This is a genomic window from Sphingobium estronivorans (assembly GCF_008692605.1).
GTDB classification, from domain to species: domain Bacteria; phylum Pseudomonadota; class Alphaproteobacteria; order Sphingomonadales; family Sphingomonadaceae; genus Sphingobium; species Sphingobium estronivorans.
In genome coordinates, this window is sequence record NZ_LFCT01000001.1 from 130,872 (window position 1) to 145,203 (window position 14,332).

At 63.9% G+C, this 14,332-nt stretch carries 12 protein-coding genes and 1 riboswitch; of the genes, 2 read left to right on the plus strand and 10 right to left on the minus strand.

The genetic code is table 11. The features are described from left to right. The first annotated feature begins 40 nt into the window (after window positions 1-40). Window positions 41-658: a peroxiredoxin gene (locus F7P65_RS00660; protein WP_150289944.1), complete on the plus strand. Its 618-nt coding sequence runs from the start codon at window positions 41-43 to the stop codon at window positions 656-658. After that, window positions 628-1,068, plus strand: coding sequence for an ArsR/SmtB family transcription factor (locus F7P65_RS00665; protein WP_476749600.1), 441 nt, complete (start codon window positions 628-630; stop codon window positions 1,066-1,068). Before F7P65_RS00660 ends, F7P65_RS00665 begins: the two co-directional genes overlap by 31 nt. A gap of 449 nt (window positions 1,069-1,517) precedes the next feature. Here the strand turns inward: F7P65_RS00665 and F7P65_RS00670 are convergent, their stop codons facing one another. From F7P65_RS00670 to F7P65_RS00715, 10 genes are all read right to left on the minus strand, one after another. Next, the gene (locus tag F7P65_RS00670) at window positions 1,518-3,374 is read right to left on the minus strand and encodes an alkaline phosphatase family protein (RefSeq protein WP_205451867.1); all 1,857 of its coding nucleotides are present in this window, start codon (window positions 3,372-3,374) and stop codon (window positions 1,518-1,520) included. Beyond that, window positions 3,371-4,006 (minus strand): phosphatase PAP2 family protein, encoded by a 636-nt coding sequence (locus F7P65_RS00675; RefSeq protein WP_240334144.1) that lies wholly within the window; start codon window positions 4,004-4,006, stop codon window positions 3,371-3,373. Before F7P65_RS00675 ends, F7P65_RS00670 begins: the two co-directional genes overlap by 4 nt. Before the next feature lie 53 nt (window positions 4,007-4,059). After that, window positions 4,060-4,494 (minus strand): EamA family transporter, encoded by a 435-nt coding sequence (locus F7P65_RS00680; protein WP_150289945.1) that lies wholly within the window; start codon window positions 4,492-4,494, stop codon window positions 4,060-4,062. A gap of 11 nt (window positions 4,495-4,505) precedes the next feature. After that, on the minus strand, window positions 4,506-6,338 hold the full coding sequence (locus F7P65_RS00685; protein WP_150289946.1) for a voltage-gated chloride channel family protein: 1,833 nt from the start codon (window positions 6,336-6,338) through the stop codon (window positions 4,506-4,508). Window positions 6,339-6,361: 23 nt separating this feature from the next. After that, a riboswitch (Fluoride riboswitch) is annotated at window positions 6,362-6,438 on the minus strand. A gap of 95 nt (window positions 6,439-6,533) precedes the next feature. After that, a complete protein-coding gene (locus F7P65_RS00690) occupies window positions 6,534-7,262 on the minus strand; it encodes a phosphatase PAP2 family protein (RefSeq protein ID WP_150289947.1) in 729 nt (242 codons plus the stop codon). Window positions 7,263-7,293: 31 nt separating this feature from the next. Then, window positions 7,294-8,193 (minus strand): YncE family protein, encoded by a 900-nt coding sequence (locus tag F7P65_RS00695; protein ID WP_162854507.1) that lies wholly within the window; start codon window positions 8,191-8,193, stop codon window positions 7,294-7,296. A gap of 184 nt (window positions 8,194-8,377) precedes the next feature. Then, complete coding sequence (locus F7P65_RS00700; RefSeq protein WP_150289949.1) at window positions 8,378-11,455, minus strand: efflux RND transporter permease subunit; 3,078 nt, start codon at window positions 11,453-11,455, stop codon at window positions 8,378-8,380. Beyond that, complete coding sequence (locus F7P65_RS00705; protein ID WP_150289950.1) at window positions 11,452-12,483, minus strand: efflux RND transporter periplasmic adaptor subunit; 1,032 nt, start codon at window positions 12,481-12,483, stop codon at window positions 11,452-11,454. The genes F7P65_RS00700 and F7P65_RS00705 overlap by 4 nt, the downstream gene beginning before the upstream one ends. Then, window positions 12,480-13,679: a TolC family protein gene (locus F7P65_RS00710; protein ID WP_338053869.1), complete on the minus strand. Its 1,200-nt coding sequence runs from the start codon at window positions 13,677-13,679 to the stop codon at window positions 12,480-12,482. Before F7P65_RS00710 ends, F7P65_RS00705 begins: the two co-directional genes overlap by 4 nt. Window positions 13,680-13,924: 245 nt before the next feature. Further along, entirely contained in the window at window positions 13,925-14,224 is a 300-nt protein-coding gene (locus tag F7P65_RS00715; protein WP_150289952.1) for a PepSY domain-containing protein, read from the minus strand. Between the last annotated feature and the right edge of the window lie 108 nt (window positions 14,225-14,332).

Consider the following 14,332-nt stretch of genomic DNA (forward strand, 5'->3'; position numbering starts at 1 on the left):
TTATGTTGCGTCAACGCGCCGGCGCTGGCATTGGATCCCGATGCACGATGAGCTTTCCCCACCACCGCTGCGGACCGGCGATCACGCGCCCAACTTCACGGCGCGCACGACGCAGGGAGAGAAAAGCCTCGAAAGCTATCGCGGACGCTGGCTGCTCTTCTTCTCGCATCCGGCGGATTTCACACCGGTCTGCACCAGCGAATTCATCGCGCTCGCCAAGGCTTTCGACCAGTTCGAGGAGCTGGACTGCGCGCTCTTGGGCCTGTCGGTGGACAGCCTCTATGCACACCTCGCCTGGCTACGCGCGATCGAGGAGGCGTTCGGTGTCACGGTGCCATTCCCGGTCGTTGAGGATCCCTCGATGGCCGTTGGTCGGGCATACGGGATGATCGACCCCGATGCGTCTGACGCATCGACGGTTCGCGCAACCTATTTCATCGATCCTGATGGTGTGATCCGCGCCATGAACTGGTATCCGATGACCATTGGGCGTTCGATCACCGAGATGTTGCGCACGCTCGCGGCGCTCAAGCGTTCGACCGAAAAGGGGGTCTTGACGCCCGCTGACTGGCATCCCGGTGACGACATCCTGCTCCCGCCCGAATTGCCACCGTCCAAGGACAATTCATGGTTCCACCGATCGGCACCGGACACATGACCTCACTGCATCAGTCGCGCGAGCTCGCGGAAGCTGCCGCCGAGAAGTTACGCGTCTTCGCTCAGCCGCAGCGCCTGATGATCCTCTCCTGCCTTCTTGGCGGTGAGCGGCAGGTGGCCGAGATTGAGCGCCTCACCGGCGTGTCGCAACCCGCGCTCAGCCAGCAGCTCGCCGAGCTTCGCCGCGCTAGTCTCGTGATGACCCGGCGCGATGCAAAGCTGGTCTTCTACAGCCTTGCTGACGGTGACGTCCGGACCTGTGTCGCGACGATGGAGCATATGCTTGCTGGCGCGGATGGTCCCGCACCGATTTCGCAGGCCACCCCTCCCTCTATCCGCAGACCCATCGCGATCGCTAGGGGCAGATCAGACCCGTCGTTTGGCGCGGCCGCTTTTGCGCGCATCGGGTGACATACAATCGATGAACCCGAGCGCGATCAGGTCATCAAGCGAGGAGGAAGCTGACATGCGGGGTTCGTTGCGCTCGCATTGGCGGCCTTGATGCTAACGATGGATGCGGCGGTGCAGGAAGATCCACTGTCTGGATTGGTCACCTCCGACTATGGCAGAATTATCCTACGCCCGATGCACAGGCACATCCCGACCCTAAGCTGATCTATCGTGGCGTATTCAGCGTTACCAAGGCGGCGCCGACGGCTGACAAGGTCGGTCCATCGCTCGACAAGGTGCCTCGATTCCTCAACTTGCTGAGGGGGAACGGTGTCCGCATCACCCCGGCAATGTCGTTGTGATCACTCACGGCCCCGCAACGCGATCGTGACCAAGGCAGACGCCTACGCTCGGAAGACGGGCACAACCGGTAACCCGAAGCTCGACCTCATAGCGAGGCTGCGCGCCGGTCATTTGCGGCCTGCCGACGTTTCAGCATCAAGTCCCAAGGTGCGTCCGGCAAAGCCACCCGCATCGAGATAGCGCGCTGTCCCGACCTGCTGGTAGCGCAGGGTCGTGCGCAAGCCACTCGCTGCCGGTGTCGATCGCGCGGTGACGGAGCGCACCTTCGGAAGACCAAATCCAGGCATCGCCTCCCGGAAGACCCGACCGATGAGATAGCCGTGAGCCGGCGGCCTCAATCCCAGCAGATGCAACATGGTCTGCCCGACATCTGCGTTGCTGACCGGTACCGGGTCGACGAAACGCACGCGGAAGTCTGGGCCGATTGCGGCGGTGAAGTTCAGCGTGTCGCCGCGCCCAAAGCTGCCGTGCATCCCCTGACCCTGCTGGAGCGTGCCATCGGCGACCTCGATCTGGCAGTTCGTCGCGATCGCGCAACTCCCCGCTTCCGACCGGAAGTTGACGACGATCGAGGGCGTCGGCGTGGCCGCGTGGCCTTTGAGATTGATCGCGGAGAGCGGCAAGGTGCCGGGTATCACGCCGAACACATCGTCGACGAAGATGCCGCTGACATAATCCTGGGCAAGCAGCGCCTCGATAGTCTTCACGGCAAGCGCGCGATCCTTCGCCGGCAGGTAGAGAAGGTCCGATCCGCCATTGGCCGCCACGACGATCTGCGGCCGGGCCGGATCGGGACCGAGCAGGGCGTTGCCACGGCTCGGATGTGCGTCATCTGCGAGACGGGCATTCCTTGCCTCCGGATCGAAGACCGGCAGCGCGAGCGCCTTAGCGATATCGAGCGCGAGAAACCCGGGCGGCAGGAATCCGGCGGGCACGTCGCCGTAGCTTGCCTTGGCGGCCGGGCTGCTCGCGCTCTGCTTCGAGATCGTCGAGAAACCGTGATCGGACGTCACGATGATATCCGTCGTGTCGGTCAGGCCCAGCGCATCTAGAGCTGCTCGCAGTTTGCCAAGATCACCATCGGCATTGCGGATCGCCGCAAAGGTCGAGGGCCCGTTGATACCGGGTGTCAGCGCGTTGAGGCTGTCGCCCTGGTTATGCTGCGTGCCGTCCGGATCGCGCGACCAGAACACCATCGCAAACGGACGGCCTCGCGCCTTCAAGGCCGGCAACACGACCTTGGTGGCCGCGTCGATGAAATAGTCCTGCTGCGTGATGTTCGCGGATGTCGTGCCGGGTGTCTTGAAATCTCCCGATTTGCCATTCTCGCCGCGGCTGGGCGTAACCAGCGGCAGGTCGGCGGCGGTGAACTTGGCGGCAACGTCTGCCGAGAGCGGGATGCCGCCTTCATGCCCGGTGCTGTCGTCGAGAATCACCGTCTTCTGACCATCGCGGGCAAGGTGATCCTGGATCAGGGCGGGCCCGAGCTTCCCGATTGCGGCCGTGCCAAACCCCGCGCGACGCGCGGCCTCCAGCACCGTCATCTCATCGAGATAATTACCACCGAACTGGGCATCGACTTCACCGAGCACCGCATCGTTCTCAAGGAAAGGCGTCACACTGCCACCGGCGCTCGCAACAGGCTTCACCGTGTAGATCGTGTTACTGAAATCACCGGTATCGCCCAGCTGATGTCCGGTTGCGAGCGCCGAGGCATTGGCCGTGGTGAAGGTCGGAAAGACCGAGTGGCTATTGGGGAAATAGACCCCGTCATCGCGCAGCCGGGCGAGTTCAGGCGCCGTCTGCGGGGTCACGATCCTCCCTCGCAGACCATCGATCACGACAAGAATGACATTGTGTTGGGCCTGACGACGCGGGGCCGCGTTTTTCGCGCATGCGGGCAAGGCTGCGACCAAGGCCGTCGTACCTGCGAGCATCGCCAGAATTCGGACCACGCCGCTCATTGTGCTGCCACTCCTGCGCTAATCAGCTCGGCCTTTGCGCGACCGAACTGTGCCAGAAAACCAGGCTGCTGCATCAGACGCTCCCCGATCATGGTGCCCCAAATCTCGCCTGCGGTGACGTCCGTCTGGAAGTGCATCGCGCAGACCAAGCGGCTACGCGCATAATCGGCCGCGCGCGCCATGATAGCCGGTGCCCTCCGCGGCGCGAGCCGGGCCAGCACCGTCGCCATCGCGAATCCCATCGTGACATGACCGCTCGGGTAGCTGCTCTGCGGCGGATCATCCGTCGAACAGCCATGGAGGCTCTGATCAACGATCCATGGCCGGTTGCGCTTGAAATGGTCCTTTGCCCGATTAGCGGAGGCCTTTTCCTCCGCCTGCAGAGTGTCGAAAAGCGCCTTGGTTTCAGGCAGGCGGGCGAGATCGAAACCCGGCCCCATCGCCTCGGCGAAGACGGTCACGTTCTTGAGTTTGAAGTCGGCATCGGCATGCGCGAACTCCGCTGCGGTTCGCGACGCCTCTATGTCGTGCAGCTGCTTGAGTTCGAGTGTCTGCTCGGGTGAGCCTTCGGCTGGCGGGTTGGGCAGGACAAGAGCGGGCAACAGCAAGACGAGAGAATTCGAAAGACGCATGGTCCGGTGTCCACTTCAAAGCGACTGAGATTCAAGGAGGTGAGAAAAGGCGCTCAGGCGGTGGCTACGAGCACCGCGCCGCCGCCGATCAGGACGATGCCCAGCCAGCCACGCAGCGAGAGATGTTCGCCCAGCACCGTCACGCCGATGATCGCGACGATGACGACGCTGAGTTTGTCGATCGGCGCGACCCGAGCGGCATCACCGATCTTGAGCGCGCGGAAGTAACAGAGCCACGACGCGCCCGTGGCGAGACCCGACAGCGTCAAAAACAGCCAAGATCGGGGAGAGATGTCACCGAGCGGCTGAAACTTCCCGGTAATCGCGAGCAAAGCGCCGAGTACGGTGATGATCACGATGGTGCGGAAGAAGGTGGCGAGATCGGAGTTGATGCCCTCTACCCCGACTTTGGCGAAGATGGCGGTCATTGCTGCGAAGCTCGCTGAGAGCAGCGCCCAGATCAGCCAGGAGGCGGACGCGATTTCCATGGGACGCCCGCTCATTCCGCTTCGCCCGCGAGCTCTGCGGGTGTGGCATCGTCGCGGTCGACTCCGGCCGGCCCGACGCGCCAATGTTCGAGATGCTTGTAGACGATGACCTTGTCGGCGAGCAGATCGCCGTGGCGGCGGCAGAACCGCTTGAGCTCCTCGCGATGGCCGATCAGTTCGACGCACATCGTCAGATGCGGGTCGGACAGCTCCGATCCGTTCTGGCGAACCGGCCCGTGATTGCTGAAGCCAAAGTGGGTGTGATGCGCGACGGCGTTCATGATCCCGTCAGCCTTGGCCTGGACTACGAGTTCCCGGTAAAGCGGCTTGGCCGACCAGAGGCCGCGCGCGCCCGACCGGCCGATCTTGTCGCCGGGTTTCACATAGATGCGGATCATGCCGATTTCGCTCGGCGAGACGTCATGGGCAAAGCACATGGCGGGGCTTTCTTCGACTAAGGTGATCGGAAACGGTGGGGCGATCGAGCGGGCCGGACGGGTCGCGCGGACGTCGCGGAGCATTATGTCTGGTGCCAGCAGCCCGGTGCTGTGCTTCGGCACCGCAATGCGCTGCGAAAGATAGATGCCGCTATGGCCCGAGCAGAGATAGGCGGTGAAGCAGGTGACCGCGATCGGCACGGCATTGCCCGCGCCGAACAGCTCGATGCCCATGATCGTGCAGGCGAGCGGCGTGTTGGCCGCGCCCGCAAACACGGCGACGAAGCCGAGCCCGGCGAAAAGATCGACCGGCGCGCCGAGCGGCCCGGCGAGCGCGTTGCCCAGCGCCGCGCCGATGAAGAATAGCGGCGTGACCTCGCCACCCTTGAAGCCGAACGAGAGGGTGACGACGGTGAAGACAATCTTGAGCAGCCAGCTCCAATGATCAACCGGACCGGAAAAGAAGCCGGCAATCGTCGCGTCGCCGGGGATCGCGGTCCAGACGCCGAGACCAAGATAGGCGCGCGTTCCGAACAGATAGACCATGCCGATCACGGCGACCCCGCCGAGCACCGGGCGGAGCGGGCCATAGGGGATCAGGCGCTTGACCCAGCCGCCGAGCGCGTGGTTCGCCTCGGCGAAGGCGAGCCCGGTCAGGCCGAACAGGACGCCGGCGATCGCCGCCTTGGCCAGCAGCGCGGGTGCTACGCCGAGCGCCGCCCTCGGATCGATCAGGAAATCGATATGGTAGGCCGTATGATGGATACCCCAGGCGTGGCAGGTCCAGTCGCCGACGACCCCGGCGACGAGGCAGGGCAGCAGCGCACGATACTCCACCTGTCCGACCGCCAGCACCTCGAGCGCGAAGACCGCGCCCGCCAGCGGTGTCCCGAACACCGCACCGAAACCAGCAGCGATGCCCGCCATGAGAACCACCCGCACGCTCGGCGCATCGAGCTTGAACAGGCGTGCGACCGCGCTCGCCAGGCTGCCGCCAAGTTGTACGGCAGTGCCCTCGCGACCGGCGGAGCCGCCGAATAGGTGTGTGACAATCGTGCCAAGGAAGATCAGCGGCGCCATGCGCAGCGGCACTCCGCCGCCGGGTTCGTGAATCTGCTCGACGATGAGATTGTTACCGCCCTCCACCGACTTGCCGAGTGCGTGATAGAGCAATCCGACCGCGCCACCGCCGATCGGCAGCAGGAACAGCAACCACGGATGATCGAAGCGCGCCTTTGTCGCGACGTCGAGGCTCCAGAGGAATGCCGCGCACAGCGTGCCCACGGCCGTCGCCATCGGCATCAGCAGCAGCGCCCAGCGCGCGACGGAAACTGCATGATCGTGCCGGTTGCGCAGGAACCCGATCACATCGAGTGTGTCGAACAGATTACGAAACGTTGCGCGCACGATTCCTCCCTGCTGCCTTGCGGCGCCTGGTAGGAATCATCGGCCCTTGCGAGGGCGGTTCGGCTCGAAAGCCCGGCAGAAATCCATTGCCGTTACGCTGACTATGACGTCCGAGCCAAAGCGGGTCAACGGACCGAAACTAGAAAATGCTGCAATGCGACGTATGGCTGTCCGAAGATCTCGAACCACGTCCGCTCATTGGCCGTTGGTGGTCGCTATCCGCTTGCCGACAATACGCCGGTTGAGGGCCCAGACGATGAGCGCCCAAGCGGTGCCGAAAGACCACCCCGCGATTACATCGCTCGGATAATGCACCCCGAGATAGATACGGCACATGCCGATCAGGATGACGATGAGGCAGAAGAAGGCGACGATCGCGATACGGCCGACACGAGCGCGTCGATCCGCAGGCGTGATGCTGTCCGCAAGCATCAGCGCCAGCGTCAGATAGGTTGCCGCCGAATTCATCGCGTGCCCGCTCGGGAAGCTGGCGCTGGTGGCTTGGGCGAGGTGAGGGACCAGGTCGGGACGCGGCCGCGCGATCCAGACCTTGATGGTGTCGCTGATCAACGAACTGCCGATCATCGAGCAGGCTAGCCAAAGCGCCTCCGCACGCTTGCGAGCGTAAGCCAGCCAGATCACACCCGCCGATCCGCACAGGCAAAGCAACGTGACACCGCCGAGTGCATTCACATCGATGACCGACTGCAACAACCAGCGCGGTCCGATCGGCGTTCCCAGGTCTCCGGGAATGCGCAAAGCCAGCAGAATTCGGCAATCGAGAGCGAAGCGCTCCCCTTCCATCAGTTCATGTCCGAGATAGACGCCGAGCAGGATGAGCGAAATCATGAGTAGCCCGATAGCGGGCCACAAAAACGTCGCTGGTCGACGCGCGCCGGTGCTGCCTTGAGACACGCGGATCATCGAAGATACCCGCCGAACTGCAACACGATGATCACAGCGTATTGAACACGACAAGGCTCGCACCATTTGATCCATCGGTGGGTGCAGCGACGATATATTGCCGACGGCTCGAGATCAGCAGCCCCGTTCTCGCCCCCTTGGGCGTGACCAATCGCTTGATCTCGACCGTCTGATCCGGGCGTGACACGTCGTAGACGCCAAGCAAGCCGTCACCTCCCGGGACATAGACCCGGTGGCGCGCTGCGTCGAAGGCGATGTCATCCGAGTCCGTCGGCACATCGACCGTTTGCGTGATCGCGCCGGTATCCGCGTTCAGCACCGTCATAAAACCACGCCGACCAATGACAAAGAGCCTGTGGTGGAGGGCATCGAAGGCGATAGCGGAGTTGCGCTCGGCCTTTCCGACCGGCCATTGAGCTCTGAGCCGCAAGGTTTTGGCGTCGACGACCGCCACCATGTTGGTGTCGGCCATATCGACGAACAGGCGGTTGTTGGCTGGGTCGAGGGCAATGGGCTGGAGGTGGATCGAGGGCAGCTCGGCCGATTGCAGCACCTTGCCGGTGTCCGGGTCGATCGCGATGATAGTCGACTTCGCCATCTTCACGCGGTCGCCGCCCGTGGTCACGTAGAGGCGATTGGTCCGCGCATCGTAAAGCGTGCAGTTCGCGCCGAGTTCGAGCGGTAGATCCCGGATCGTGCGCAACGTTGCGGCGTCGATGAGGCGCGATTTCGAGGCTTCGCTGTCGACGATCAGGATCGTAGGTCGGCCCGATCGGATCACGATATTGTGGGGACTAACGAACCCGGTGAGGCTCAGGACCTTCGCGCCCTTGCCGAGATCGACAACCTCGACGGTGCCTTGATCCGAAGCCGTGGCGAACAGGCGACCACGACGTTCGTCGAACGCGAGGTGATCAAAGCCGCCGCTCACTCCTGGAAGGCTGATTGTCCTGGCTGGCTCGTCAGCCTTTGATGCAGGCGCATTGGCCCCAAGGGTGATAGGTACTGCTGACAGCGCGAGTGCGGCTCCAAGGCGACCCGCCATGAGCGGGCGTAGCCCAAATCGTTCTTTCATCTCGAATGCTTTCCGCAATTTGGAATTTTAACGATGCGTATCACTGCGCTTGCACGGCGGCTTCCGGCGGTTGCGGTTTCGGATCGCCACGGCCGAGGGTCAGCCGAACCATCACTGGCATAGCGATCAGCACGAGAGGATATTGCAGTAGCAGACCCGCGATGATGGCGATCGCAAGCGGCTGCTGGATGCCCGAGCCCTGGCCGATAGCGAGCGCCAACGGCAGGAGGGTGAGGATCGCGGCGGCGGTCGTCATGGTGATCGGCCGCAATCGGTTCCGGCTTGCCTCGCGGATGGCATCGCGCAGCGGCATGTCATGAGACAGCTCTTCGAGTTCCGACATGTAGAAGATCGCCATCTCGGTGCCGATGCCGATGATCATCGTCATGCCCATCAGCGCGGTGATGTTGAGCTCGACGCCGGTCAGCCACAGCGCGGTGAACACGGCGGTGGTCGAGAGCAACGAGCAGGCGATGATGATCGTCGGGCGCCAGAACTGGCGATAGAGGATCAGGAGAAGCACGAACTCGGCGATGAGCGCCGCCGCGAACACTTTGGTCAGGCCGGCGAACGCGATCTGCTGTTGGGCATAGAGGCCACCCAGCTCGTACCGAATGCCGGGAGCGAGCGTCCCGGGCTTGTCGAGCAAAGTCTTCACGTCTCCGACCGCAGCGCCAAGACCCCGGCCGTCGATGCGGCCGGTTACCGCGATCATCGGCTCGAGGTTCTCACGGGTTATCTGCGGTTGCCCTGCCTCCGCCGTGATGTCGGCGACGCGTTCCAGCGGGAAGATGTGACCGTCGGTGGCGCGAATCGGCAGCCTGGCGAGCTGGGCCTGGCTAATCGTCATGGCGTTCGGCAGGCGCACGCGGACATCGACCACCTTGGTCGATTGCGGAACCGAGGTGGCGACCGTGCCGGTGAGCGCGGTGTTGAGTGCGGCCTCGACATCGGCGGGAGCCACGCCTTCGACGCCAGCGCGTATCGGGTCCACCTTCACATTAAGGGCATCGCCGGCGAGTTTTACGCCGCTCTTCACTTCGACGACACCGCCGATCTTCTTGATCGCTTCGGCGACTTTTTCCGCTTGAGGACGCAGCGCAGCGATGTCCGAGGAATAGAGCTTTATCTCGATCGGCTGCGGCACGGCCGTGAGGTCGCCGATTAGATCCTCCATCAACTGCGCGACCTCGACATCCACGCCGGGGACGGTTTCGAGCACCTTGGCGCGCGTCTCCGACATGATCTGCTCGGTCGGCTTGCTGTGGTCGGTCTTCAGCTTGACGAAATAGTCGCCGCGATAGCTTTGCCCGAGATTGCCACCCAAGCTTGTGCCCAGCCGCCGCGAGAAGGTTTCGACATCGGGGTTGGCGCGCAGCAGCGCGTCGATCTGGCCGATCTCCCGGTCGCTCTCCGCGAGCGAGGTGCCGGCCGCGGTGTAGTAGTCGAGAATGAAGCCGCCCTCATCGACCTTCGGCATGAAGCCGCTCGGCACCTTCGAATAGCCAAGATAACCAACGGCCAGCAGAGGCACGAGAATAACCGCAAGGATCCAAGGGCGCCGGTTGAGCCCGTCGAGCGCCTTGTCGTGCCGCTTGGCGAGCCAGCCTTCGCCGGCGGCACCCGGATCCTTCCATTTCTTGAAGTCGATCAACTGGCGCGCCAGAACGGGCACGATGAAGGCCGTCATCGCCCAGGAAATGGCAAGCGCTGCGGCCATGGTGATCGACAGCGCCTTCGAGAAGGCTCCTGTCACTCCGGTGAGGAACGAGAGTGGCAGGAAGACGATCAATGTGGCCAGACTTGAGCCTGTCAGCGGCTTCATGAATTCGTGCGCGGCCGGCAGAACGGCGGCGTCACCTGCGACTTCACCTTTTTCGTTCGTGGCGCCCGCACGCCTCGCGATATGCTCGATCATGACGATGACGTCGTCGATGAGCAGGCCGACAGCGGCGGCGATGCCGCCCAGCGTCATGATGTTGAAGCTCATGCCGAGGACGCTGAGCACCAGCACGGTCGTGGCCAGGGTTGCGGGCACGACGATGATCGCGACCAGCGTCACACGCCAGCTGCGCAGGAAGAAGAGCAGCACTGCCGCTGCGAGGACGAGGCCGATCAGGACGGCGTCACGGACGCTCGCCACCGATTGTTTGACCAGAATGCTCTGATCGTACCAGTTGACGATCTTCACGCCCGGCGGGAGCTTGAACCCGGCAAGCGCCTTGGTGACCTCCTTCTCGATCTGGACCGCGTTGCCGTCTGGCTGTTCGTAGATCATGAACAGGACGGCCGGCTTGCCGTCCTCGACGATGCGCTGGAACTGCGGGACGATGCCGTTCTGGACGGTCGCCACGTCGCGCACCCGCACCACGCCAGCGGGATCGGACTTTATGACGATGTCGCCGATCTGCTGCGGCGTGACGACGCTGCGATCGGCGATGACGAGCGAGAGACGCCCGCGGTCCTGAACCTGGCCGACCGCGCTTAGCACATTGCCGCCGCGGATCGCGGTCGCGAGATCGGTCATTGCCATATTATAGCTGGCGAGGCGCGCCGGATCGGCCAGCACCTCTATTTCGGCGGTCTCCATGCTCTGGACGTTGACACGCGCAAGGCCGGTAATGCCCGAAAGCAGCGGCGTGATCTGGTAGCGCGCGATATCCTGCAACTCGACTTGGCTGACCGTGTCGGATTCGAGCGCGTAGGAGATGATCGGGAAGACCGTCGGGTCCATCCGGCGGACGTTGTATTGCGTGCCGGCCGGCAGCTTGGTCAGCGTGCGCGAGATCGCTGTATCGACCAGCAATGTGCTGGCGATCATGTCGCGGCCCCACCCGAAATCGACTGAAACCTGCGAGGAACCGCGCGTCGTCTCCGACCGGACATCCTGCACGCCGGGGATGGCGCGGACGGCCTCCTCGACCGGACGCGTGACGAGGAGCGCCGTCTGATCGGCCGGTCTGCTCCCCGCATCGAGATCAACCACCACGCGCGGGAAGGATGTCTGCGGGAACAATCCGATCGGCAGCGCCAATGCCGCGACGATCCCCGCCAAGGCTAGAGCGATGGCGATGATCACGAAAGCGCGCGACTGGCGCTGTAGCAGCCGTTCGATCACGAAGGGCGCCCCGTCCGGACGGCGTCGCCGTCATTCACCTGATAAGCGCCGTCCAGGATCAGCAGGCGATTGGGATCGATTGGGCCATCGACTACGTCGGTCTCGTCACCGGTCAGCAACAGCTTGACCGCAACCGCCTTTGCCTTGCCCCCCACGAGTTGAAAAAGACGCGGGGGACCGCCGGCCGTGACAATCGCCTTGTGGGGGACCAACCAGCCTTGGACCTCTCGCACCGCAATGTCGGCCTTGAGCGCCTCGTTGGGCATGAACGCGCCTGCCGGAAAGGCCACGCCGATGTCGATCTGGCGCGTGCGCGGATTGAGGATGGCGTTGGTCATGATGACCTTGCCGACGATTGGTGGCGAGCCGTTGAGACGAGCCACGCGGGCCCGCTGTCCGACATGCACCTGCCCCGCGATCGCCGCGTCGATTCCGACGGTGGCGATGATGTCGCCGGCATGCGCGACCGTGATGAGCGGCGCGCCCGGCTGCGGGCGATCACCCTGCGCGACCGCGATGTTCGTGATGACACCGTCAAACGGCGCAACGATCGAGCGCACGGCAACGCCCGCCCCCTCGCGCTTCAATGCGGCGAGGGCGGCTTGCGCATCCAGCACGGCCTTCTCCGACTGGGCGAGTTGATCCTTGGTGGCAAGCTGCTGCGAGAGAAGTTGCGCGGTGGTCGACCGCTGCTTCTGCGCCGTGGTCAGCGCCGTGACGGCCTGCTCATAGGCGCTGACCGCGGTCGGCGCGGTGGTGAAGACGGCGAGTGTCTGTCCGGCCCGCACCGCCGTTCCGGCGACCACGAGCAGGCTCGTCACCTGCCCGGGTTGATTGATGCTGAGCGTCTGGGCGCCGTTCACCGCCGGCATCGCGCTGCCATAAGCGGTCACCCATTCCGGCTGCGAACCGCGCCGCAGCAAAGCGGTCGTAACGAGCGTCTTGGGCGTGGGCGTCGGGTCCTGCTGCGCGCTCGATCCGCATCCCGCCAACAGCAGCAGGCCCGAAAATGCCGCGACCTTCCTCATTTCGCGACTGCCGCGGTGCTCGGGATCGCCGGAAGCGTGTCGATGCTCGGAAGCCCCGCTCCGAGCAGCGTTTGCAGCGCCACCTGCCGGTCAAGCAGTGCCAGCTCCAAGGTCATGACTTCCTGTTCCTTTGTGTATCGGTTAGTCACCAGCTCGACGTAGCTGCGCTCGTCGAGCAGCGAGGAGCCGAAGGCGTTGGCGGCGCGCTGCGCCGCGAGGCGCGCGGCCGGCAGGTCGCGGCGGACGACATCGAGTTGCGCCTGCAACTGCTCCATCTCGCTGAGCGTCGCGCCGACTTGTCCGGTCGCGGCAGCAAGACGCGCGGAATAATCCTCGTGAAGCTTAAGCCGCGTCGCGCGCTCGATCGCGATATTCCCCTGATTGCGGTCGAAAATCGGTAGCCCCACGGTTGCGGTGGGGCCGCCGTTGATGACTTTGGCATTGTCGCTGCTCGACTGGCCGCCGAGGACGAGGTCGGGGAATTGAGACAGGATGGCGACGCGCAGCTTCGCATCCTCCGACGCATAGCCTAACCGCAGGGCCAGCAAGTCCGGACGGCGGTCGACGAGCATCGCCAGATTGGCGCGAATCCCGGCCGGATCGAATGGTGGCAGATCGGCTGTGGGTGCGAGCCGGATTTCGGCTTCCGGCACCAGGCCGAGCAAGGCGTTGAGCTGGTGCCGGCGCGACAATTGCGTCTGATCCAGCTGGTAGAGGCTGGTACGCGCCGCCTGCACGGCAACGATCGTCGGAGACGCCGTTACGAGCGTCGCATTGCCGGCGGCGACCGCCTGCTGAACCACCTGCCTGCGATGATCGAGAAGTTGGAATGCCTCGACGAGCAGCGGTCGGCTTCGTTCGCCGGCGATCAGATCGGCGGCGAGTTGCCGCGCCTGACCGGCGACCTGCCACTCCTGCCAGAGAATATCTGCGTAGACCTGCTGACCAGCATAGCGCGTGGCACGCCGACTGGCGCTGTAGGTAACAAGCGCCTTGATATTTTGTGAGAGACCAACGGTCCATGCGGGGACGGTCCCGACGCCTGAGATGAGCGGCAAGAAGGCCCCGGTGAGCGAAGGATTGGGCAGGATGCCCGACTGGAGCAGCTGTGCGTCGGCCAGACCTCTCTTGGCACGCACAGCGCGCAAATCGGAATTGTTGGCGAGTGCCAGCCTGACCACGTCATCGACGGACAACTGCGCTCCCGGGGGGGCATCCGGGAGCGCAGTTTCCGCTGACGACAGGGGAGATGACGTGGCCAGCGGAAGGGATGTGTAATGCGCGCAGCCCGAAAGGAGCGAGAGAACCAGCAAGGGTTTCCAGCTCGATCGGACCGTGCCTGAAAAGATCGTCTTCGGCATTCAAGCTCCCGTCCATCGCGTCCCCAGCGGCCGCATCAGCTATTCGGCCACTGGGGTGGCGCGTCGTTCGGGCCGGGTGATCAATCCGGGTTCTTGCCTTCAGGCGCATTCTCAAGCACCTTGCCGGTCTTGGCGTCGACGCCGACCTCGAAGGTCTTGCCGCCGCTCGAGATGTCGAACGAGTAGCGCAGACCCGAGCCGCCCTTCTCCTTCTCAAGCTCTTCGTCGGTGATTTTGCCGGGGTGCGCTTTCAGCGCTGCGGCGCGCGCCGCAGCGAGACCGACCTTCGCCTGGCCGGCGAGATTGGCGCCCTTCATCGCGGCGTTCGCGCCAGATGCGATCAGGCCCATGCCGGCGAGCGTGATTATGATTTTACGCATGCTATCCTACTCCGGAGGCTGGATGCCTCTGCGGGTCTTCTAGGGGACCGTACATGCGCCCAGCCTCCGCTCCTCGTTCGGAATTGCGAACTTGCGACTGGACCGGTC